The following is a 20,662-nucleotide window of genomic DNA, read 5'->3' as shown; positions in this document are numbered from 1 at the left end:
TACATAGGTAGCTGGCAATCTGCCGATGGTTCATAGACTTCCGTACACGTCCATTGGTCTAAACGTCGCAGGACGACGGTGGCAGGCTATGCTCATGTTTGGCGCTTTTCCCTTGGTTTTCAGGCTTGTACACCACCAACTGCGGCGCTTTATGCCGCATGAGCCGAACGTAGGGTTTGCGCGCCGATTCAACTGGGGTACGCTCGAACGCAGCCAGATGTTCAATCCAAGCAATGGAGTTCAGCATGGGGTATCAAAAGATTCAGGTTCCAGCCGTCGGTGACAAAATCACCGTCAATGCAGACCATTCTCTTAATGTTCCCGACAACCCGATCATCCCCTTCATCGAAGGCGACGGCATTGGCGTCGATATCAGTCCGGTCATGATCAAGGTTGTGGACGCTGCGGTTCAGAAGGCCTATGGCGGCAAGCGCAAGATTTCCTGGATGGAAGTCTATGCCGGTGAGAAAGCGACTCAGGTTTACGACCAGGACACCTGGCTTCCCCAGGAAACCCTGGACGCGGTCAAGGACTACGTGGTTTCCATCAAGGGGCCGCTGACCACGCCGGTCGGTGGTGGTATCCGTTCGTTGAACGTGGCCCTGCGCCAACAGCTTGACCTGTATGTGTGCCTGCGCCCGGTGCGCTGGTTCGAAGGTGTACCCAGCCCGGTCAAGAAGCCTGGCGACGTGGACATGACGATCTTTCGCGAGAACTCCGAAGACATCTACGCGGGCATCGAGTGGAAGGCCGGTTCGCCTGAAGCCACCAAGGTCATCAAGTTCCTGAAAGAAGAAATGGGTGTGACCAAGATCCGTTTCGACCAGGACTGCGGCATCGGCATCAAGCCGGTTTCCAAGCAGGGCACCAAGCGCCTGGCTCGCAAGGCCTTGCAATATGTTGTCGACAATGATCGCGATTCGCTGACCATCGTGCACAAAGGCAACATCATGAAGTTCACCGAAGGTGCCTTCAAGGAATGGGCCTACGAAGTGGCGGCCGAGGAGTTTGGCGCGACCCTGCTCGACGGCGGGCCGTGGATGCAGTTCAAGAACCCGAGGACTGGCAAGAATGTCATCGTCAAGGACGCCATTGCCGACGCCATGCTCCAGCAGATCCTGCTGCGTCCGGCCGAATATGACGTGATTGCGACCCTGAACCTCAACGGCGACTATCTCTCCGACGCCCTGGCGGCGGAAGTGGGTGGTATCGGCATTGCGCCGGGTGCCAACCTGTCTGACACCGTGGCAATGTTCGAAGCCACCCATGGCACTGCGCCCAAGTACGCGGGCAAGGATCAGGTCAACCCGGGGTCGCTGATCCTGTCGGCTGAAATGATGCTGCGCCACATGGGATGGATCGAAGCGGCCGACCTGATCATCAAGGGCACCAACGGCGCGATTTCGGCCAAGACCGTGACCTATGACTTCGAACGTCTGATGGAGGGCGCCAAGCTGGTTTCGTCCTCGGGCTTCGGCGATGCGCTGATCTCGCACATGTAAGCGTATCGACGCTCAGCAACAATGCCCGGCTCGAGTGATCGAGTCGGGCATTTTTTGTCCGGGAGACGACAGCCGGTCAATGGTTCTCAGTGACTCTGGTCTTGACAGGTACGGGTGCCTCTTCAGCGGTGAGCACCTCGATATTGACCGCGTGCAGGCCCTTGGGTCCCTGGATGACGTCGAATTTCACAGGCTGTCCGGCCTTCAGGGTTTTATAACCATCCATGTTGATTGCCGAGTAATGGGTGAACAGGTCTTCATCCATGCCGGCGGCGATAATGAAACCGAAGCCCTTGGCATTGTTGAACCATTTCACCTTGCCATTCATCTTGACGACCGACATAAACCATATCCCTCTGCAACACACTCCATCACTGGAGTATCATCCAGTTCATCCGCAGGCTAATCTGTTGACAGGATAGATTCCACGGACCTTTTTGACCCACGATGGGCTCTATTGGTTGTAACACCGTTTTGCCGATAGTCAAGGTGACCGGGTTGTCGCGGTTGAAATTGCCCGCAAGCGCCCCCATCACTGTATTCGCCAACTAAACGAACCTTTCTTTCCATGCATGCAGTCAGCCAGATTCGACTAACATTCAATCAGGATCGCCCGGATCTACACGACGACGATTCCGCAGGCATCGCTGTTCAGGAGGCAAAGCCTGCATTACAGGCGCCACCGATGTACAAGGTGGTTTTGTTCAACGATGACTACACACCGATGGATTTCGTCGTCGAAGTGCTCGAGGTGTTTTTTAACCTGAATCGCGAGCTGGCGACCAAGGTCATGCTGGCCGTCCATACAGAGGGACGGGCAGTATGTGGAGTGTTTACCCGCGACATCGCCGAGACAAAGGCCATGCAGGTCAACCAGTACGCCCGGGAAAGCCAGCATCCGCTACTCTGTGAAATCGAGAAGGACGGTTAACGCCGACCACTTGGGTATGAGGTGAAGCTATGTTAAACCGCGAGCTCGAAGTCACCCTCAATCTTGCCTTCAAGGAGGCTCGTTCGAAGCGTCATGAATTCATGACCGTCGAGCACCTTTTGCTGGCCCTATTGGATAACGAGGCTGCCGCCACCGTTTTGCGTGCCTGCGGCGCGAACCTCGATAAACTCAAGCATGATCTGCAGGAGTTCATCGACTCCACCACGCCGCTGATCCCCGTGCATGACGAGGATCGGGAAACCCAGCCAACCCTGGGCTTCCAGCGTGTCCTGCAGCGTGCTGTCTTTCATGTACAGAGCTCGGGCAAGCGTGAAGTCACCGGCGCCAACGTGCTGGTCGCTATCTTCAGCGAACAGGAAAGCCAGGCGGTTTTCCTGCTCAAGCAGCAGAGCGTTGCGCGCATCGATGTCGTCAACTACATCGCCCATGGCATCTCCAAGGTGCCCGGGCATGGCGATCACTCCGAGGGTGAGCAGGATATGCAGGACGACGAGGGCGGTGAGTCTTCTTCTTCGGGCAATCCACTGGACGCCTATGCCAGCAATCTGAACGAGCTGGCACGCCAGGGACGCATCGATCCACTGGTAGGGCGCGAGGCAGAGGTCGAGCGCGTTGCGCAGATCCTGGCTCGGCGTCGCAAGAACAATCCCCTGCTGGTGGGCGAGGCGGGCGTGGGCAAGACGGCGATTGCCGAAGGCCTGGCCAAACGCATCGTCGACAACCAGGTGCCGGACCTGCTGGCCAACAGCGTGGTCTATTCCCTCGACCTGGGTGCCTTGCTGGCTGGCACCAAGTACCGCGGCGACTTCGAGAAGCGCTTCAAGGCGTTGCTCGGCGAGCTGAAAAAACGTCCGCAAGCGATCCTGTTCATCGATGAAATCCACACCATCATCGGTGCCGGGGCTGCCTCCGGTGGTGTCATGGATGCCTCCAACCTGCTCAAGCCGTTGCTGTCATCGGGTGATATCCGTTGCATCGGTTCGACGACGTTCCAGGAATTTCGCGGGATCTTCGAGAAAGACCGTGCCCTGGCCCGACGCTTCCAGAAGGTCGATGTGTCGGAGCCTTCGGTGGAAGACACCATTGGCATCCTGCGCGGCCTGAAAGGGCGGTTCGAGCTGCACCACAACATCGAATACAGTGATGAAGCCCTGCGTGCAGCAGCGGAACTGGCCTCGCGCTATATCAATGACCGGCACATGCCGGACAAGGCCATCGACGTCATCGACGAGGCGGGTGCCTACCAGCGCCTGCAGCCGGTGGAGAAACGCGTCAAACGCATCGAAGTGCCTCAAGTCGAGGACATCGTGGCGAAAATCGCGCGGATTCCGCCTAAGCACGTCACCAGTTCCGACAAGGAGCTGCTGCGTAACCTGGAGCGTGACCTGAAGCTGACCGTGTTCGGTCAGGATGCAGCCATCGATTCACTGTCGACTGCTATCAAGCTGTCTCGCGCCGGTCTCAAATCGCCAGACAAGCCGGTGGGTTCCTTCCTGTTCGCTGGGCCTACCGGGGTCGGCAAGACCGAGGCGGCGCGGCAACTGGCCAAGGCGATGGGGATCGAGCTGGTTCGCTTCGACATGTCCGAGTACATGGAGCGCCACACCGTGTCGCGTCTGATCGGTGCGCCTCCGGGCTATGTCGGTTTCGACCAGGGCGGCCTGCTGACCGAAGCTATCACCAAGCAGCCACACTGCGTGCTGTTGCTCGATGAGATCGAGAAGGCGCATCCGGAAGTCTTCAACCTGCTGCTGCAGGTCATGGACCACGGTACGCTGACCGACAACAACGGGCGCAAGGCGGACTTCCGCAACGTGATCATCATCATGACCACGAACGCCGGTGCCGAAACCGCCGCGCGCGCTTCGATCGGTTTCACCCATCAGGACCATTCGTCCGATGCGATGGAAGTGATCAAGAAGAGCTTCACGCCTGAGTTCCGCAATCGCCTGGACACCATTATCCAGTTTGGTCGCCTCAGCCATGAGGTCATCAAAAGCGTGGTGGACAAGTTCCTTACCGAACTTCAGGCGCAGCTCGAAGACAAGCGTGTGCTGCTGGAGGTCACCGACGCGGCTCGCAGCTGGCTGGCCGAAGGTGGTTACGATGTGACGATGGGGGCACGACCAATGGCTCGCCTGATCCAGGACAAGATCAAGCGTCCGCTGGCCGAGGAAATCCTCTTTGGCGAATTGGCCGAACATGGCGGTGTGGTCCACATCGACATCAAGGACGGCGAACTGACCTTCGACTTCGAAACCACGGCCGAAATGGCCTGATCGATACCAGCAACAAAGCAAAAGGCGCCGAAAGGCGCCTTTTTGCTATTCCGAGTCCGCACCAAACCCTATGGGTGCATGACACAAAATTGTGTTTCACCGCCAATCCCCTGTGGGAGCGAGCTTGCTCGCGATGGTGGCGGTACATTCGGCATCGGTGCGGGCTGACCCACCGCTATCGCGAGCAGGCTCGCTCCCGCAGGGTTTTGTGTGTTCATGGAGAGAGGGGCAAATCGCGGGCAAACAAAAACGCCCGGCATCAGCCGGGCGTTTTGTATTGACTTGTTAGCGAGCGCGGTAAGTGATGCGCCCTTTGCTCAAGTCATAGGGCGTCAGCTCGACGCGCACTTTGTCACCGGTAAGAATACGAATGTAGTTCTTGCGCATCTTGCCGGAGATATGCGCGGTTACGACGTGCCCATTTTCCAACTCCACACGAAACATGGTGTTGGGCAGGGTGTCGACGACAGTGCCTTCCATTTCGAAGCTGTCTTCTTTCGACATGCAGTAAAGCCCTCGGTATCCAGTGAATGGCCCGGTGCAACTGCGCCAGGCAAAAGCGGCGTGCATTGTGCCCGAAAAAGGGGGGGCAAGCCAAGGGGTTCTAACGTTTAAGCCGAAGGGTTCTAGCTGAGGACAACCCATCGCTGATTAATCAGCAGTTCAATGGGGCGATATTGGGTCTTGTAATTCATTTTTTTGCAGTTCTTGATCCAGTAGCCCAGGTATACCGCTTCCAGCCCCAGGCGCCGGGCTTCGTTGATTTGCCAGAGAATGGCAAAACGCCCCAGGCTGCGCCGTTCTTCGTCTGGTTCATAGAAGGTATACACCGCTGAAAGGCCATTGGGCAGCAGGTCCGTGACGGCGATGGCCACCAAGCGTCCTTCGAGGCGGAACTCATAGAATCGGGAAAACGGCAGGTCACGCACCAGAAAGGTCGAAAACTGATCGCGACTGGGCGGGTACATATCGCCATCGGCGTGGCGTTGCTCGATATAGCGTTGGTACAGGTCGAAATATTCTTCGCTGAACTGCGGCTTGGCCGGCCGGACCTGCAGGTCGGCGTTGCGCTTGAAGATGCGCTTCTGCTGGCGATTGGGGGTAAATTGAGCCACGGGAATGCGCGCCGGAACGCACGCATTGCAATGTTGGCAATGGGGCCGGTAGAGGTGATCGCCGCTGCGACGAAAGCCCATCTCCGACAGGTCTGCATAGACATGCACATCCATGGGCTGGCTGGGGTCGAGGAACAGCGTGGTGGCCTGCTCCTCGGGCAGGTAACTGCAAGAGTGAGGCTGAGTGGCATAGAACTTCAAACGCGCCAACTCGGTCATGATCAACCCTCGGATAAGCTTTTAAATTTAAGTGTAAGCCACGCGCGCGAATGTCGCTCAGCAAACCCAGGTTGCGTGGTTGGGTTGATCCAGATGGGCCTTGAGATAGCCAGCAAACTCGGTCCGTGGAATCGAACGGGCGCCCAGGCTGTGCAGATGCTCGGTGGGCATCTGGCAGTCGATCAGCACAAAACCAGCCGCCTTGAGGTGTTGGACCAGCGTCGCGAAGCCGAATTTCGACGCATTGTCGGCTCGACTGAACATGGACTCGCCAAAAAACAGCTGCCCCATGGCCAGGCCGTACAGGCCGCCCACCAGTTCGCCCTGGTCCCAGACCTCTACCGAATGGGCGAAGCCGCGCCGGTGCAGCTCCAGATAAGCGGTCTGCATGGCTTCGGTGATCCAGGTGCCATCGGCATAGTCCCGCGGCTCGGCGCAGGCCTTGATGACCGCCGCAAAGTCGGTGTCGAAGGTCACTTCATAGCGCCGCTTGCGTAAAAGCTTGCCCAGGCTGCGGGACACATGCAGTTCGTCGGGAAACAGCACGGTGCGTGGGTCTGGGGACCACCACAAAATCGGTTGGCCCTCGGAAAACCAGGGGAAGCAGCCATGGCGATAGGCCTGGATCAGTCGGTCGGCAGACAGGTCGCCACCGGCGGCCAATAGCCCGTTGGGTTCGCGCATGGCTTTTGCCAATGGCGGGAAATCAAAAGTATTGCGTTGTAACCAGGTCAGCATCGTTATTCGGCTTGCAGAAGGGGAGGGCGGTGGGCCTGCCCGATAGACGGCGCCCACCTGAAGGTTAACCGTCAAGCGGCAGGGATGTCATCGAGATACTTCTCCGCGTCGAGTGCCGCCATGCAGCCGGCGCCGGCAGAGGTAATGGCTTGGCGGTAGACATGATCGGCTACATCGCCAGCCGCGAATACACCTTCAATATCGGTCGCGGTGGCGTTGCCCTCGCTGCCGCCGCGCACGAGCAGGTAGCCGTCGCGCATGTTCAACTGGCCTTGGAACAGCTCGGTGTTGGGTTTGTGACCAATGGCGATGAACACCCCGGCCAGGGATAAGGTGCTGGTTTCGCCAGTCTCGCTGTGCCGCAGGCGTGCGCCGGTCACGCCGCTGGCGTCGCCCAGGACTTCATCCAGATTCTGCTTCCAGTGCAGCTGGATGTTGCCGTTGGTGGCTTTTTCGAAGAGTTTATCCTGCAATATTTTCTCGCAGCGCAGCTTGTCGCGGCGGTGGATCAGGTGCACCTCCCTGGCGATGTTCGACAGGTACAAAGCTTCTTCGACCGCGGTGTTACCGCCGCCGACCACGGCCACCACCTGGTTTCGATAGAAAAAACCATCGCAGGTTGCACAGGCTGAAACGCCTTTGCCGGCGAAGGTTTCCTCCGAGGGCAGGCCCAGGTACTGGGCCGAAGCGCCGGTGGCGATGATCAGCGCGTCACAGGTGTAGGTGCCGCTGTCGCCGATGAGCACGAATGGGCGCTGTTGCAACTTGGCGGTGTGGATATGGTCGTAGACGATCTGAGTGTCGAAGCGCTCGGCGTGCCGCTGCATGCGCTCCATCAGTGCCGGGCCGGTGAGGCCTTCGACATCGCCGGGCCAATTATCGACTTCCACCGTGGTGGTGAGCTGGCCACCGGCCTGCAAGCCGGTAATGACAACGGGTTTGAGGTTGGCGCGGGCGGCATAGACAGCGGCGCTATACCCAGCAGGACCGGAACCGAGAATGATCAGGCGTGAATGCTTCACTTCGCTCATAAAAAACACCTCATAAGCCTTTGTCACAAAAGAGAATGCATGCTCCAATTGGCCCTTGTGCAGCATGTTTCTGGCTATGCTGTCACTCGGCGTACGGGCAATGCCTTGGGGCTGACAAACCCGTACAATGCTTGAGTTTTGCACGCAGGATGGGCTACAGATCGGAATCTTCGGCAACACCTGCGGTTTTCTGGATGCATGTCACAGTGGTAAAAGTAGTACCGGTTGTGCACATTCACTTTTTTACCTGCTCGTGATGGGCAGTTTTTTATAGTCATTCAACAGATGGACGCGCCGTTGGCGCAGGAAAAGAAGCGTTTTGAAGAAATCCACCGCAGCACCTAAAACAGTCGTTCCGCTCTGGCGCCAGCAATTGCACTACCGGCTCAAGGAAGGTGCATTGATCGCCATCGGTGCCTTGTGCCTGTTCCTCATGATGGCCTTGCTGACCTATGGCAAGGACGATCCGGGCTGGAGCCATAACAGCAAGATCGACGATGTGCAGAATTTCGGCGGTCCGGCCGGCTCTTACAGCGCCGACATCCTGTTCATGGTGCTGGGCTATTTCGCCTATATTTTCCCGCTGCTGCTGGCGATCAAGGCTTATCAGATCTTCCGCCAGCGCCACGAGCCATGGCAGTGGAGCGGCTGGCTGTTCTCCTGGCGCCTGATCGGCCTGGTGTTCCTGGTGCTGTCTGGGGCCGCGCTGGCCCATATCCACTTCCACGCGCCCACCGGCCTGCCGGCCGGGGCGGGTGGCGCGCTGGGGGAAAGCCTCGGCGACCTGGCCAAGAACGCCCTGAACATCCAGGGCAGCACGTTGCTGTTCATCGCCCTGTTCCTGTTCGGTCTGACGGTGTTCACCGACCTGTCATGGTTCAAGGTCATGGACGTCACCGGCAAGATCACCCTCGACCTGATCGAACTGATCCAGGGCGCCATGAACCGCTGGTGGGCAGCACGCACCGAGCGCAAGCAACTGGTGGCGCAATTGCGTGAAGTCGACGACCGGGTCCACGACGTAGTGGCCCCGACGACGCCGGACAAACGCGAGCAGGCCAAGGTCAAGGAGCGCCTGATCGAGCGCGAGCAGGCGTTGAGCAAGCACATGTCCGAGCGTGAGAAGCAGGTACCGCCGGTCATTACCATGGCCCCGGCCAAGCCGCCGGAGCAGAGCAAGCGGGTGCAGAAAGAGAAACAGGCGCCGCTGTTCGTCGACAGCGCGGTGGAAGGCACCTTGCCGCCGATCTCGATCCTGGACCCGGCTGAAAAGAAACAGCTCAACTATTCCCCCGAATCCCTGGCGGCTGTCGGCCACTTGCTGGAGATCAAGCTCAAGGAGTTCGGCGTCGAGGTTTCGGTGGATTCGATCCACCCGGGCCCGGTCATCACCCGTTATGAAATCCAGCCGGCCGCCGGCGTGAAGGTCAGTCGCATCGCCAACCTGGCCAAGGACCTGGCGCGTTCCCTGGCCGTGACCAGCGTACGGGTGGTGGAAGTGATTCCCGGCAAGACCACCGTGGGCATCGAGATTCCCAACGAAGACCGGCAGATCGTGCGCTTCTCCGAAGTGCTGTCGACCCCCGAGTACGACAACCACAAATCGCCGGTCACCTTGGCCCTGGGCCACGACATCGGCGGTAAGCCGGTGATCACCGACCTGGCGAAAATGCCCCACTTGCTGGTGGCCGGTACCACCGGTTCCGGTAAGTCGGTGGGTGTGAACGCGATGATCCTGTCGATTCTGTTCAAGTCCGGCCCGGAAGACGCCAAGCTGATCATGATCGACCCGAAAATGCTCGAGCTGTCGATCTACGAAGGTATTCCGCACCTGCTGTGTCCGGTGGTCACCGACATGAAGGACGCCGCCAACGCCCTGCGCTGGAGCGTCGCGGAGATGGAACGCCGCTACAAGCTGATGGCGAAGATGGGCGTGCGTAACCTGTCGGGCTTCAACGCCAAGGTCAGGGAAGCCGAAGAGGCCGGTACGCCGCTGACCGACCCGCTGTATCACCGCGAAAACATCCACGATGAAGCGCCGTTCCTGCACAAGCTGCCGACCATCGTGGTAGTGGTGGACGAATTCGCCGACATGATGATGATCGTCGGCAAGAAGGTCGAAGAGCTGATCGCCCGTATTGCCCAGAAGGCCCGTGCCGCCGGTATCCACTTGATTCTTGCGACCCAGCGGCCGTCGGTGGACGTGATCACCGGCCTGATCAAGGCCAACATCCCGACCCGCATGGCGTTCCAAGTGTCGAGCAAGATCGATTCGCGGACCATCATCGACCAGGGCGGCGCCGAGCAATTGCTCGGTCACGGTGACATGCTCTACATGCCGCCGGGTACCAGCCTGCCGATCCGTGTCCACGGCGCCTTTGTCTCCGATGACGAAGTACACCGCGTGGTGGAGGCCTGGAAGTTGCGTGGCGCCCCTGAGTACAACGACGACATCCTCAACGGTGTCGAAGAAGCCGGCAGTGGCTTCGAAGGCAGCAGCGGCGGCGGTGACGACGATGCTGAAACCGATGCGCTCTATGACGAAGCGGTGCAGTTCGTCCTGGAAAGCCGTCGGGCCTCGATTTCTGCCGTTCAGCGCAAGCTCAAGATCGGCTACAACCGCGCCGCACGCATGATCGAAGCCATGGAGATGGCCGGTGTGGTGACAGCGATGAACACCAACGGTTCGCGCGAAGTGCTGGCGCCGGGCCCGATGCGCGACTAACGACCCGAGCGGCCTGGTACAGGCCGCTCGACCCCCACGACTTCATGAGGACTCCCATGCGCCTGATTCGCATGTTGCTGTTGCCCGTACTGGCCCTGACCACCTTGTCGGCCCACGCCGATGAAAAGGATGTGGCCCGCCTGACCCAGTTACTGGAGCGTTCCCAGACCCTGACCGCACGCTTCTCCCAACTGACCCTCGACGGCAGCGGCACCCAGTTGCAGGAGACCGCCGGCGACATGGCCCTGCAGCGTCCGGGCCTGTTCTACTGGCACACCGATGCACCGGCCGAGCAATTGATGGTCTCCGATGGCAAGAAAGTCTCCCTGTGGGACCCGGACCTGGAGCAGGTCACCATCAAGACCCTCGACCAGCGCCTGACCCAGACCCCGGCATTGCTGCTCTCCGGCGATATTTCCAAGATCAGCCAGAGCTTCGACATCAGCGCCAAGGAGGCCGGTGGCGTGATTGACTTCACCCTCAAGCCCAAGACCAAGGACAGCCTGTTCGACAACCTGCGCTTGTCGTTCCGCAACGGCCTGGTCAACGACATGCAACTGATCGACAGCGTCGGCCAGCGCACCAATATCCTGTTCACCGGGGTCAAGGCCAACGAGCCGATCGCCGCGTCCAAGTTCAAGTTCGACATCCCCAAGGGTGCGGATGTGATCCAGGAATAAACCCAAAGTCCTTGTGGGAGCGAGCTTGCTCGCGATGGCGTTGGATCAGTCAGTATTAATGTTGACTGACACGCCGCTATCGCGAGCAAGCTCGCTCCCACAGGGGGCTGCGTTGTTCGTTGTTTAACTGATCGGCAACAGGACCCAGCGGAGGTTTTGTAAGTAATCATGGACCTGTTTCGAAGCGCCCCGATTGCCCAGCCATTGGCCGCCCGCCTGCGCGCGACCAACCTGGATGAGTACGTCGGCCAGGAGCATGTGCTCGCTCGCGGCAAGCCTCTGCGCGAAGCGCTGGAGCAGGGCGCGCTGCATTCGATGATTTTCTGGGGCCCGCCGGGTGTGGGCAAGACCACCCTGGCGCGGCTGCTGGCGGAAGTCTCGGACGCGCATTTCGAAACGGTGTCGGCAGTGTTGGCCGGGGTCAAGGAAATCCGCCAGGCGGTGGAAGTGGCCAAGCAGCAGGCGGGGCAGTACGGCAAGCGCACGATCCTGTTCGTCGACGAAGTGCACCGTTTCAACAAATCGCAACAGGATGCGTTCCTGCCTTACGTTGAAGACGGCACGCTGATCTTTATCGGTGCGACCACCGAAAACCCCTCGTTCGAACTCAACAACGCGTTGCTGTCCCGGGCGCGGGTCTATGTGCTCAAGAGCCTCGACGAAGCGGCGATGCGCAAGCTGGTGCGTCGGGCGCTGACCGAGGAGCGCGGCCTGGGCAAGCGGCATTTGAGCCTTAGCGATGAAGGTTTCCAGATGCTGTTTTCGGCCGCCGACGGCGATGGTCGGCGCTTGCTCAACCTGCTGGAAAACGCCTCGGACCTGGCCGAAGACGACAGCGAGATTGGCGTCGAGCTGCTGCAGAGCCTGTTGGGTGATACCCGTCGGCGCTTCGACAAGGGCGGCGAGGCGTTCTACGACCAGATTTCGGCGCTGCACAAGTCCATCCGCGGCTCCAACCCCGACGCGGCCTTGTATTGGTTCGCGCGAATGATCGACGGTGGTTGCGATCCGTTGTACCTGGCGCGGCGGGTGGTGCGCATGGCCAGTGAAGACATCGGCAACGCCGACCCACGGGCCCTGAGCCTGTGCCTGGCAGCCTGGGATGTGCAGGAACGCCTTGGCAGCCCGGAAGGCGAGCTCGCCGTGGCCCAGGCCATCACCTACCTGGCCTGCGCGCCGAAAAGCAATGCGGTGTACATGGGCTTCAAGGCCGCGATGCGCAGCGCCACCGAGCATGGTTCCCTCGAAGTGCCGTTGCACCTGCGCAACGCGCCGACCAAGCTCATGAAGCAACTGGGCTATGGCGATGAGTACCGTTACGCCCACGATGAACCGGACGCCTATGCCGCCGGCGAAGACTATTTTCCCGAAGAACTTGAACCCCAGCGCTTCTATCAGCCGGTGCCCCGTGGCCTGGAGCTGAAGATCGGCGAGAAGCTCAACCACTTGGCGCAATTGGACCGCTTGAGTCCACGGCAGCGGAGAAAACCTTGATCCCCCTGATTCTTGCAGTTTCCGCCGGTGGCATTGCCGGTACATTGGTGCGCTTCGCGACTGGCAACTGGATCAACGCAAATTGGCCGCGGCACTTCTATACCGCGACGCTGGCCGTTAATATCGTGGGCTGTCTGCTGATCGGTGTTCTATACGGTCTGTTTTTGATGCGCCCGGAAGTGCCGATCGAGGTGCGTGCGGGCCTGATCGTCGGCTTTCTTGGCGGCCTGACGACCTTTTCATCCTTTTCACTGGATACGGTGCGCTTGCTGGAAAGCGGGCAAGTGCCGCTGGCCCTGGGCTATGCGGCCATCAGCGTATTCGGCGGGCTGCTCGCCACCTGGGCCGGCCTGTCCTTGACCAAACTTTGATAACGAGAGACCGACATGCTCGATTCCAAACTGTTACGTAGCAACCTTCAGGACGTAGCGGACCGCCTGGCTTCCCGTGGCTTTGCCCTGGACGTCGCGCGCATCGAAGCGCTGGAAGAACAGCGCAAGACCGTCCAGACTCGCACCGAAGCCCTGCAGGCTGAACGTAACGCGCGCTCCAAATCCATTGGCCAGGCCAAGCAACGTGGCGAAGACATCGCGCCGCTGATGGCCGATGTCGAGCGCATGGCGGGCGAGTTGAGTGCCGGCAAGGTCGAACTGGACGCGATCCAGACCGAGCTGGACTCGATCCTGCTGGGTATCCCGAACCTGCCTCATGAATCGGTGCCGGTCGGCGAAGATGAAGAGGGCAACGTCGAAGTGCGCCGCTGGGGCACGCCTAAGGCCTTCGATTTCCCGGTGCAGGACCATGTGGCCCTCGGCGAGAAGTTCGGCTGGCTGGACTTCGAAACCGCCGCCAAGCTTTCCGGTGCACGTTTTGCCCTGTTGCGCGGGCCGATTGCCCGCCTGCATCGCGCCCTGGCGCAGTTCATGATCAACCTGCACGTCACCGAACACGGCTACGAAGAAGCCTACACGCCGTACTTGGTGCAGGCGCCGGCCTTGCAGGGCACCGGGCAGTTGCCGAAGTTCGAGGAAGACCTGTTCAAGATCAGCCGCGAAGGCGAGGCCGACCTGTACCTGATCCCGACCGCCGAAGTGTCGCTGACCAACATCGTTGCCGGCGAGATCGTCGACGCCAAGCAACTGCCGATCAAGTTCGTCGCCCACACGCCGTGCTTCCGCAGTGAAGCCGGGGCGTCGGGTCGTGACACCCGTGGCATGATCCGCCAGCACCAGTTCGACAAAGTCGAGATGGTCCAGGTCGTCGAGCCTTCGAAGTCCATGGAAGCGCTGGAAAGCCTGACTGCCAATGCCGAGAAGGTCCTGCAACTGCTGGAGCTGCCGTATCGCACCCTGGCGTTGTGCACCGGCGACATGGGTTTCAGCGCGGTCAAGACTTACGATCTGGAAGTCTGGATCCCGAGCCAGGACAAGTACCGCGAGATTTCCTCGTGCTCCAACTGTGGCGACTTCCAGGCCCGCCGCATGCAGGCGCGTTTCCGCAACCCGGAAACCGGCAAGCCGGAACTGGTCCACACCCTCAATGGCTCCGGCCTGGCGGTGGGCCGGACTCTGGTGGCGGTGCTGGAAAACTATCAGCAGGCCGACGGCTCGATCCGTGTACCCGAGGTGTTGAAACCCTACATGGGCGGCATCGAGGTCATCGGTTAAATGGACTATTTGCCACTGTTCCACAACCTGCGCGGCAGCCGTGTGCTGGTGGTCGGCGGCGGCGAGATTGCCTTGCGCAAGTCCCGCCTGCTGGCCGATGCCGGCGCGCTGCTGCGGGTGGTCGCACCCGAAATCGAGTCACAGTTGCGGGAGCTGGTCAGTGGCAGCGGTGGCGAATGCGTCCTGCGCGGTTACCTTGAAGCGGACCTGGACGGCTGCGGTCTGGTCATCGCTGCCACCGACGACGAATCGCTCAACGCCCAGGTCTCGGCCGATGCCCACAAGCGTTGCGTACCGGTCAACGTGGTGGACGCGCCAGCCCTGTGCAGTGTGATCTTCCCGGCGATCGTCGACCGCTCACCGCTGGTGATCGCGGTGTCCAGCGGCGGCGACGCGCCGGTGCTGGCTCGGCTGATCCGGGCCAAGCTGGAAACCTGGATTCCTTCGACCTATGGGCAACTGGCCGGGCTGGCGGCGCGTTTTCGCAGCCAGGTCAAAGGTTTGTTCCCGGATGTGCAGCAACGCCGGGCGTTCTGGGAAGACGTGTTCCAAGGCCCTATCGCCGACCGTCAATTGGCCGGGCAGGGCGCCGAGGCCGAGCGCCTGCTGCGGGATAAGATTGCCGGCCAAGCGCCGAACGCGCCGGGCGAAGTTTATCTGGTGGGCGCAGGGCCGGGCGATCCGGACTTGTTGACGTTCCGCGCGCTGCGCCTGATGCAGCAGGCGGACGTGGTGCTGTACGACCGTTTGGTAGCTCCGGCGATCCTGGAGCTGTGCCGGCGCGACGCCGAGCGCATCTACGTTGGCAAGCGCCGCTCCGAACACGCCGTGCCCCAGGAACAGATCAACCAGCAATTGGTGAACCTGGCCCGACAAGGCAAGCGTGTGGTGCGGTTGAAGGGCGGTGACCCGTTCATCTTCGGGCGCGGCGGTGAAGAGATCGAAGAACTGGCAGCCCACGGCATCCCGTTCCAGGTCGTCCCGGGCATCACCGCAGCCAGTGGTTGCGCGGCCTATGCCGGGATTCCGCTGACCCATCGTGACTACGCCCAGTCGGTGCGGTTCATCACCGGCCATCTCAAGGACGGCACCAGTGACTTGCCGTGGGCGGACCTGGTATCGCCAGCCCAGACCCTGGTGTTCTACATGGGGTTGGTGGGGCTGCCGATGATCTGCGACGAGCTGATCAAGCACGGTCGCGCGGCGGATACGCCTGCGGCGTTGATCCAGCAAGGCACGACGTCCAATCAGCGGGTCTTCACCGGCACCCTGGCGGACTTGCCACGGCTGGTGGCCGAGCATGAAGTCCATGCGCCGACGTTGGTGATTGTCGGGGAAGTGGTGCAACTGCGCGAGAAACTGGCGTGGTTTGAAGGGGCTCAGGGGCAGGTCTAGGAAGACCGCGTCGCTCCAATCGCGAGCAAGCTCGCTCCCACAATTGATCGTGTTCAACCATGAATCTGCGGTTGCACACAGTCCACTGTGGGAGCGAGCTTGCTCGCGATGAGGCCCTCAAATACAGCGAAAATCCCGGATCAGTCCCCAGCCCCACGCCAAATCCCTTTCCCACTCAACCTTTCCCGATCATGGCCAACCATGAAGTCCTGCTTGGGCCCCTTGGGCACGATCCCATTGGGGTTGATGGTCTTGTGGCTGCCATAGTAATGGCCCTGGATATGCGTGAAATCCACGGTCTCGGCAATACCCGGCCACTGGTACAACTCCCGCAGCCAATTGGACAGGTTCGGATAATCGGCAATGCGCCGCAGGTTGCACTTGAAGTGACCGAAATACACGGCATCGAAGCGGATTATCGTGGTGAACAGGCGGATATCGGCCTCTGTCAGGTATTCGCCGGCCAGGTAGCGCTGGGTTCCCAGCAAGGCTTCCAACCGGTCCAGTTCGGCGAATAAACCGTCGAACGCCTCTTCGTAGGCCGCTTGGGTAGTCGCGAACCCGGCGCGATACACGCCGTTGTTCACCGCCGGGTAGATGCGTTCGTTCAGCGCATCGATGTCACGGCGTAGTGGTTCTGGGTAAAGGTCCAAGTTGTTGGCGGTCAGCCCATCGAAGGCGCTGTTGAACATGCGGATGATTTCCGCTGATTCATTATTGACGATGCGCTGTTGCCGTTTATCCCACAGCACCGGCACGGTGACGCGGCCGGTGTAGTCGGTGGTGTCAGCGGTGTAGCGCTGGTGCAGGAAGCTCAGATCGTCCAGTTTGTCGCCGGTGGAGCCGTGGGCCTTGTCGAAGGTCCAGCCGTTTTCCAGCATCAAGTAGCTGACCACCGAGACATCGATCAGGTCTTCCAGGCCTTTGAGCTTGCGAAAGATCAGTGTGCGGTGGGCCCAGGGGCAGGCCAGGGACACGTATAAATGGTAACGCCCGGCCTCGGCGGCAAACCCGCTCTCGCCGCTGGGGCCGGCGCTGCCGTCGGCGGTGAGCCAGTGACGGCGTTGCGCCTGTTCGCGTTGGAACGTGCCGTCCTTGCTTTCATACCACTGATCCTGCCAGCGGCCCTCGACTAACAAACCCATCTCGATCTCCTCGGCCAATAAACGTTGGAGGGCAGTCTATGCCGATGGGTTCGAACTAAAAGCGTAAAGGTTGGGCGTTGATGATCGACTAAATCGATCGATCCCGAGCATCCCAATACTGCCGGGCGCGTTCGAAAGCCTCTTCGCGCGCCAGGCCCAGGCCGCGCAAGGCCAGGGCCATGGTGGCGATCAAGGCCAGTTGCGGGTAGCTGTCCTCCACGTCGCCGCGCCAGATGGCCTTCAGGTGCTCGGGGTCGAGGTTTTCCGGCTTGACGTGGCGCTGTTCGGCCAGTCGCGGCCATTCTTCGTCCCAACTGATGCCACCGCGGGTGCCATACAGGTGACTGTCCGCGTCCGGGTTGATCTCGATCTCGCCGCCGTCGCCCTTGATCACAATAGCGGTGTCGCCCAGCAAGCCGCTGGCATCGCGATGCACCGCCTGATAGCCCGGATGGAAGATACTTTGCAATCCGCAACGGGCGGCCAGCGGGTTGAGAATCCGTGCCAGGGAGTGGATCGGCGAGCGTAGGCCCAAGGTGTTGCGCAGGTCGATCATCCGCTGCATTTGCGGCGCCCAGTCCACCAGGGGCATGAAGGCCAGGCCGCCGTTGTCCAGTGCGCTGGCGACCTGCTGCCAGTCGCGGCACAGTGGGATTTGCAGCAAGCCGAGCAGTTGTTCGCTGTAGAGCCGGCCTGCTGTGTGAGCACCGCCGCCGTGCATGAAAATCCGCACGCCGTTCTGCCCAAGGCACTTGGCCGCCAGCAAGTACCACGGTAAATGACGCTTCTTGCCGGCGTAGGTCGGCCAGTCGAGGTCCACCGCCAAGGCCGGGACCACCAGGCGTTCACGCAGGGCTTCGGTGAAGCCGGCCATTTCCTCGGCGCTTTCTTCCTTGTGCCGCAACAGCATCAGGAAGGCGCCGAGCTGGGTGTCTTCGACCTTTTCGTCGAGCACCAGACCCATGGCCTCACGGGCTTCTTCGCGGGTCAGGTTGCGGGCGCCGCGCTTGCCTTTGCCAAGGATGCGCACGAACTGGGCGAACGGGTGTTCGGCCGGGGTCTCAAGGGTCAGCGATGGGAAGTCGGTCATAAGCAGTTCGTCGGTTTGGGCAGGCCCGCCAGCTTGGCGGCGAGTTTGGCGGGAGTGCCTTTGAACAATCGGTTCAGGTGCAGGCTGTTGCCTTTGTCCGCGCCCAGTTTCAGCGCGGTGTACTTGATCAGTGGCCGAGTCGCGGGCGAGAGTTGGAATTCGTTGTAGAAGCCGCGCAGCAGCTCGAGGATTTCCCAGTGTTCGGGGCCGAGTTCGATGTCTTCGGCGGCCGCCAGGGCAATGGCCACTTCGCTCGACCAGTCGTCAAGGTCGGCCAGGTAGCCGTCCTTGTCCAGTGCGATGGCGCGCTCGCCCACATTCAGCACCTTCATAGCCAGTTATTGACCTTGTCGTGTTCGATCGATAACTCGACGAAACCTGAGTAGTTGATGGCTTCGGCCCAGTCTGGCGTGTCCAGGGCGCGGGCCTGGAGGTCTTCGGCGAGCACGAACAGGTTCACGCCAGCGGCCTGCAGTGCTTCAAACGGTGGGCTGCCCGGCTGCAACGCATACGTCGCGTCGCCACATAGCAACAACGCATCCTGATTGCCCAGTAGCCGCAGGCAACTGGCGAGGCGGTTATCGCCAAAAGGGGAGTGAGACAACACATGCAAAGTCGACATCAGAGGGTGATCACCTGGTCGTAACGGTCTATGAGCGCGGCGATGTCCGGCGCAGTCAATACTTTTACCTCGCCCAGCGCCAGGGCATCCGTGGCGACGCCGCGTTCGGCGGCGCTGTCGGCGCAGAGGAACAGCGCCTCGACGCCGAACATCGGCAGCGCCTGCAGGTTTGCGCTCAGGTCCTTTTGCTGGACGGCCTTGGCGTTCTGGCCGGCGATGAGCTGGAACACCCCGTCATCGAGAAACAGCAGGCCGATGGGCAGGTCGAACGCGCCCCCGGCCAGCACGATGTCCAGCGCTTCCCGGGCCCCGGGCCCCGACCACGGAGCCTGGCGGCTGATGAGCAATAACGACTTGGCCATTCACGCGCCTCCAAAACAGATCAGACGGTCGGCGTCCTGGATCGCATCGTGCAACTGACCCAGGCCGGACAAGGTCCAGGGCGCTTCGACACTGACTGCCGAACGCTGATAGCGCTGGGCTTCCTCGTCGTTCAACACACCACGGCGCAACGCCGCCGCGATGCAGACCACGCCATCGAGCTGGTTATCGCTGACGAAAGCGCGCCACTGTTGGGGCAGGTCTTGTTCGTCCTGGGGGGTGACGACACTGCTGGCGGCGTTGTAGACGCCGTCCTGGTAGAAAAACAACCGCACGATTTCATGCCCACCCGTCAGCGCAGCCTGGGCAAACAGCAGGGCACGGCGCGAGGAGGGCGCATGGGCGGCGGAAAACAGCGCGATGGCGAATTTCATGACAGACCCGATCAGCAAAACTGCGGCCATGATAAAGCTTTATGGGCGCAGGGGCGATTGTCAGGACGTTCGACAAATGGGGTGAACACTTTGTGGCGAGGGGATGTGTTCAGCGTTGGTTTTCGAGGCCATTCAACTCGCAGTAATCGGCCCACTCCATCCCCGCCATCTCCGCCACTTCCCTGTGCACTTCCAGGCGCTGGGCCTGGTACTCCTCGGGCGAGGCGGCGGTCAGTTGCAGGGTCAGTTCCCAGGCGAACAGGCCCAGGCGCTCGGCCTCGGCTTCGAACGCTTCATGCAGCCGCTCTGCGCGGTACTGCGCGGCAGTCTCGCCCTTGGCCTGGGCCAGCAGCGGGTTGAGGTGGTCCAGTTCGACGCGCAGTTCGGGGCGTTCGTCGAGAAATTTTTCCAGGGCCCGTTCGTGCTGCTGTTCGGTTGCCGCCATGATCACTCCTTGGGGGATGCAGACTGTTTCTTGGCGGCCTTGGCCGCAGCCGCAAGGCATTCGAGGGCGAACTGTTCGGTGTAGGTCATCTGGATCGGCGTAGTTTCGCCCTTGACGGTGCGTTCGCCGTCGAGAATGTAGCGAATCCGCTTGTCGGTGACGCCGATTCGCTTGGCGATCCAAGAAGGTGTCTGGCCGATCTGGCTGATCAGTTTGTCGGCGTATTCGGCGGTGGGTTTATAGAATTCGGCGTTGGGGGTCATGGAGTGTTCCGCGATGGCTGGTGGCAATGGCGCGACAGGTTGCGCGAATCGTTGGCCGATGTCGCGTGTAAATTTCAGTAAAGCAGCACGAAGGTGGGGGGCGCAGTGCTACAGTCCGTTTTTTTCTCGATGAGTGAACGCAATGCGAATGTTGACGGTGGCCCTGGCCGCAACCTTGCTGGCCGGCTGCGCGGGTTCGGCGATGAACCAGGCCCGGACTCAAACCCCTTATAAGACCCTGGCTTCGGACAAACCCGAGCAGGTCGTGGCCCAGTGCATACAGTTTTCCTGGCAGGACGAAGCGGTATTCGGCGTCGATGCCGGTGCTTACCTGCAGCCGGGCAAGAAGGGGGGCTCGACGGTCTACACGCGCTCTGCCGAATCGTTTGTCGATTTGCAGGCCAGTGAGACGGGTACTGCGTTGAATTACTACGCCAAGCATGATGACTTCGTGGCCAAGCGCCGGTTGGCGGCGTTGGCGACTTGTCTGTAAATAACTCGCACTGAATCCCGGATATGTGGGAGCGGGCTTGCTCGCGAATACG

General features: G+C 60.6%; 23 protein-coding genes. 10 read left to right on the top strand and 13 right to left on the bottom strand.

Annotated features, from left to right (window positions below; translation table 11 throughout):
* Positions 1-245: 245 nt before the first annotated feature.
* Positions 246-1,502: an NADP-dependent isocitrate dehydrogenase gene (gene icd, locus J9870_RS18545; RefSeq protein WP_210639424.1), complete on the top strand. Its 1,257-nt coding sequence runs from the start codon at positions 246-248 to the stop codon at positions 1,500-1,502.
* Positions 1,503-1,578: 76 nt separating this feature from the next.
* On the opposite strand, the gene cspD is transcribed toward icd, so the two are convergent.
* On the bottom strand, positions 1,579-1,830 hold the full coding sequence (gene cspD, locus J9870_RS18540) for a cold shock domain-containing protein CspD (RefSeq protein ID WP_210645327.1): 252 nt from the start codon (positions 1,828-1,830) through the stop codon (positions 1,579-1,581).
* A gap of 240 nt (positions 1,831-2,070) precedes the next feature.
* Between cspD and clpS the strand changes: the two genes are divergently transcribed.
* Together clpS and clpA are read left to right on the top strand one after the other, a co-directional pair.
* Positions 2,071-2,433 (top strand): ATP-dependent Clp protease adapter ClpS, encoded by a 363-nt coding sequence (clpS, locus tag J9870_RS18535; protein ID WP_003180089.1) that lies wholly within the window; start codon positions 2,071-2,073, stop codon positions 2,431-2,433.
* A 29-nt stretch (positions 2,434-2,462) separates the two neighbouring features.
* Positions 2,463-4,733 (top strand): ATP-dependent Clp protease ATP-binding subunit ClpA, encoded by a 2,271-nt coding sequence (gene clpA / locus J9870_RS18530; protein WP_003203340.1) that lies wholly within the window; start codon positions 2,463-2,465, stop codon positions 4,731-4,733.
* A gap of 285 nt (positions 4,734-5,018) precedes the next feature.
* On the opposite strand, the gene infA is transcribed toward clpA, so the two are convergent.
* The 4 genes from infA to trxB form a co-directional block, all read right to left on the bottom strand.
* Positions 5,019-5,237, bottom strand: a complete 219-nt coding sequence (gene infA, locus J9870_RS18525) for a translation initiation factor IF-1 (RefSeq protein WP_002553999.1) — start codon at positions 5,235-5,237, stop codon at positions 5,019-5,021.
* Positions 5,238-5,359: 122 nt separating this feature from the next.
* Positions 5,360-6,067 (bottom strand): arginyltransferase, encoded by a 708-nt coding sequence (locus tag J9870_RS18520; RefSeq protein WP_210639423.1) that lies wholly within the window; start codon positions 6,065-6,067, stop codon positions 5,360-5,362.
* A 57-nt stretch (positions 6,068-6,124) separates the two neighbouring features.
* Positions 6,125-6,805, bottom strand: a complete 681-nt coding sequence (gene aat / locus J9870_RS18515) for a leucyl/phenylalanyl-tRNA--protein transferase (RefSeq protein WP_210639422.1) — start codon at positions 6,803-6,805, stop codon at positions 6,125-6,127.
* Between the two features lie 71 nt (positions 6,806-6,876).
* Positions 6,877-7,836, bottom strand: a complete 960-nt coding sequence (gene trxB, locus J9870_RS18510; RefSeq protein WP_210639421.1) for a thioredoxin-disulfide reductase — start codon at positions 7,834-7,836, stop codon at positions 6,877-6,879.
* Positions 7,837-8,155: 319 nt separating this feature from the next.
* Between trxB and J9870_RS18505 the strand changes: the two genes are divergently transcribed.
* The 6 genes from J9870_RS18505 (at position 8,156) to cysG (ending at position 15,797) form a co-directional block, all read left to right on the top strand.
* Positions 8,156-10,561 (top strand): DNA translocase FtsK, encoded by a 2,406-nt coding sequence (locus J9870_RS18505; RefSeq protein WP_210639420.1) that lies wholly within the window; start codon positions 8,156-8,158, stop codon positions 10,559-10,561.
* 56 nt (positions 10,562-10,617) lie between these two features.
* On the top strand, positions 10,618-11,241 hold the full coding sequence (gene lolA / locus J9870_RS18500) for an outer membrane lipoprotein chaperone LolA (protein ID WP_003180104.1): 624 nt from the start codon (positions 10,618-10,620) through the stop codon (positions 11,239-11,241).
* Between the two features lie 168 nt (positions 11,242-11,409).
* Complete coding sequence (locus tag J9870_RS18495) at positions 11,410-12,735, top strand: replication-associated recombination protein A (protein ID WP_210639419.1); 1,326 nt, start codon at positions 11,410-11,412, stop codon at positions 12,733-12,735.
* A complete protein-coding gene (crcB, locus tag J9870_RS18490) occupies positions 12,732-13,106 on the top strand; it encodes a fluoride efflux transporter CrcB (RefSeq protein WP_134924965.1) in 375 nt (124 codons plus the stop codon). Before J9870_RS18495 ends, crcB begins: the two co-directional genes overlap by 4 nt.
* Positions 13,107-13,121: 15 nt before the next feature.
* Positions 13,122-14,402: a serine--tRNA ligase gene (gene serS / locus J9870_RS18485; RefSeq protein WP_058545310.1), complete on the top strand. Its 1,281-nt coding sequence runs from the start codon at positions 13,122-13,124 to the stop codon at positions 14,400-14,402.
* Entirely contained in the window at positions 14,403-15,797 is a 1,395-nt protein-coding gene (gene cysG / locus J9870_RS18480; protein WP_210639418.1) for a siroheme synthase CysG, read from the top strand. It begins immediately after the preceding gene.
* Between the two features lie 140 nt (positions 15,798-15,937).
* Here cysG and J9870_RS18475 read toward each other — a convergent pair whose 3' ends face one another.
* The 8 genes from J9870_RS18475 to J9870_RS18440 all read right to left on the bottom strand — a co-directional run bounded on the left by J9870_RS18475 (position 15,938) and on the right by J9870_RS18440 (position 20,117).
* Positions 15,938-16,942 carry a glutathione S-transferase family protein gene (locus tag J9870_RS18475; RefSeq protein ID WP_210639417.1) on the bottom strand — a complete coding sequence of 335 codons (1,005 nt, stop codon included), beginning with the start codon at positions 16,940-16,942 and terminating at the stop codon, positions 15,938-15,940.
* An 88-nt stretch (positions 16,943-17,030) separates the two neighbouring features.
* Positions 17,031-18,032, bottom strand: a complete 1,002-nt coding sequence (locus tag J9870_RS18470; protein WP_210639416.1) for a glycosyl transferase family protein — start codon at positions 18,030-18,032, stop codon at positions 17,031-17,033.
* Positions 18,029-18,364: a TusE/DsrC/DsvC family sulfur relay protein gene (locus tag J9870_RS18465; RefSeq protein ID WP_210639415.1), complete on the bottom strand. Its 336-nt coding sequence runs from the start codon at positions 18,362-18,364 to the stop codon at positions 18,029-18,031. The genes J9870_RS18470 and J9870_RS18465 overlap by 4 nt, the downstream gene beginning before the upstream one ends.
* A complete protein-coding gene (tusB, locus tag J9870_RS18460; RefSeq protein ID WP_210639414.1) occupies positions 18,361-18,654 on the bottom strand; it encodes a sulfurtransferase complex subunit TusB in 294 nt (97 codons plus the stop codon). The genes J9870_RS18465 and tusB overlap by 4 nt, the downstream gene beginning before the upstream one ends.
* Positions 18,654-19,016 (bottom strand): sulfurtransferase complex subunit TusC, encoded by a 363-nt coding sequence (tusC, locus tag J9870_RS18455; RefSeq protein ID WP_210639413.1) that lies wholly within the window; start codon positions 19,014-19,016, stop codon positions 18,654-18,656. The genes tusB and tusC overlap by 1 nt, the downstream gene beginning before the upstream one ends.
* Positions 19,017-19,409, bottom strand: coding sequence for a sulfurtransferase complex subunit TusD (gene tusD, locus J9870_RS18450; protein ID WP_210639412.1), 393 nt, complete (start codon positions 19,407-19,409; stop codon positions 19,017-19,019).
* Positions 19,410-19,518: 109 nt separating this feature from the next.
* Positions 19,519-19,854, bottom strand: a complete 336-nt coding sequence (locus J9870_RS18445; protein ID WP_210639411.1) for a DUF6388 family protein — start codon at positions 19,852-19,854, stop codon at positions 19,519-19,521.
* Between the two features lie 2 nt (positions 19,855-19,856).
* Positions 19,857-20,117 (bottom strand): hypothetical protein, encoded by a 261-nt coding sequence (locus tag J9870_RS18440; protein ID WP_210639410.1) that lies wholly within the window; start codon positions 20,115-20,117, stop codon positions 19,857-19,859.
* 142 nt (positions 20,118-20,259) lie between these two features.
* Here J9870_RS18440 and J9870_RS18435 point away from each other — a divergent pair, with 142 nt between their 5' ends.
* Entirely contained in the window at positions 20,260-20,610 is a 351-nt protein-coding gene (locus J9870_RS18435; protein WP_210639409.1) for a hypothetical protein, read from the top strand.
* Positions 20,611-20,662: the final 52 nt, after the last annotated feature.

It is taken from the genome of Pseudomonas sp. Tri1 (assembly GCF_017968885.1).
Taxonomy (GTDB): domain Bacteria; phylum Pseudomonadota; class Gammaproteobacteria; order Pseudomonadales; family Pseudomonadaceae; genus Aquipseudomonas.
Note: the sequence above shows the minus strand (reverse complement) of the source record. Positions and strands in the feature narration are given on the sequence as shown.

Excerpts from the sequence above, each read along its gene's own strand:
- tusD (WP_210639412.1), bottom strand. The coding sequence starts at position 19,409 with ATGAAATTCGCCATCGCGCTGTTTTCCGCCGCCCATGCGCCCTCCTCG.
- tusB (WP_210639414.1), bottom strand. The coding sequence starts at position 18,654 with ATGTCGACTTTGCATGTGTTGTCTCACTCCCCTTTTGGCGATAACCGC.
- J9870_RS18465 (WP_210639415.1), bottom strand. The coding sequence starts at position 18,364 with ATGAAGGTGCTGAATGTGGGCGAGCGCGCCATCGCACTGGACAAGGAC.
- cspD (WP_210645327.1), bottom strand. The coding sequence starts at position 1,830 with ATGAATGGCAAGGTGAAATGGTTCAACAATGCCAAGGGCTTCGGTTTC.
- serS (WP_058545310.1), top strand. The coding sequence starts at position 13,122 with ATGCTCGATTCCAAACTGTTACGTAGCAACCTTCAGGACGTAGCGGAC.
- J9870_RS18495 (WP_210639419.1), top strand. The coding sequence starts at position 11,410 with ATGGACCTGTTTCGAAGCGCCCCGATTGCCCAGCCATTGGCCGCCCGC.
- J9870_RS18440 (WP_210639410.1), bottom strand. The coding sequence starts at position 20,117 with ATGACCCCCAACGCCGAATTCTATAAACCCACCGCCGAATACGCCGAC.
- trxB (WP_210639421.1), bottom strand. The coding sequence starts at position 7,836 with ATGAGCGAAGTGAAGCATTCACGCCTGATCATTCTCGGTTCCGGTCCT.
- clpS (WP_003180089.1), top strand. The coding sequence starts at position 2,071 with ATGCATGCAGTCAGCCAGATTCGACTAACATTCAATCAGGATCGCCCG.
- J9870_RS18435 (WP_210639409.1), top strand. The coding sequence starts at position 20,260 with ATGCGAATGTTGACGGTGGCCCTGGCCGCAACCTTGCTGGCCGGCTGC.
- lolA (WP_003180104.1), top strand. The coding sequence starts at position 10,618 with ATGCGCCTGATTCGCATGTTGCTGTTGCCCGTACTGGCCCTGACCACC.
- J9870_RS18475 (WP_210639417.1), bottom strand. The coding sequence starts at position 16,942 with ATGGGTTTGTTAGTCGAGGGCCGCTGGCAGGATCAGTGGTATGAAAGC.
- icd (WP_210639424.1), top strand. The coding sequence starts at position 246 with ATGGGGTATCAAAAGATTCAGGTTCCAGCCGTCGGTGACAAAATCACC.
- tusC (WP_210639413.1), bottom strand. The coding sequence starts at position 19,016 with ATGGCCAAGTCGTTATTGCTCATCAGCCGCCAGGCTCCGTGGTCGGGG.
- J9870_RS18520 (WP_210639423.1), bottom strand. The coding sequence starts at position 6,067 with ATGACCGAGTTGGCGCGTTTGAAGTTCTATGCCACTCAGCCTCACTCT.
- J9870_RS18470 (WP_210639416.1), bottom strand. The coding sequence starts at position 18,032 with ATGACCGACTTCCCATCGCTGACCCTTGAGACCCCGGCCGAACACCCG.
- J9870_RS18445 (WP_210639411.1), bottom strand. The coding sequence starts at position 19,854 with ATGGCGGCAACCGAACAGCAGCACGAACGGGCCCTGGAAAAATTTCTC.
- aat (WP_210639422.1), bottom strand. The coding sequence starts at position 6,805 with ATGCTGACCTGGTTACAACGCAATACTTTTGATTTCCCGCCATTGGCA.
- clpA (WP_003203340.1), top strand. The coding sequence starts at position 2,463 with ATGTTAAACCGCGAGCTCGAAGTCACCCTCAATCTTGCCTTCAAGGAG.
- cysG (WP_210639418.1), top strand. The coding sequence starts at position 14,403 with ATGGACTATTTGCCACTGTTCCACAACCTGCGCGGCAGCCGTGTGCTG.
- infA (WP_002553999.1), bottom strand. The coding sequence starts at position 5,237 with ATGTCGAAAGAAGACAGCTTCGAAATGGAAGGCACTGTCGTCGACACC.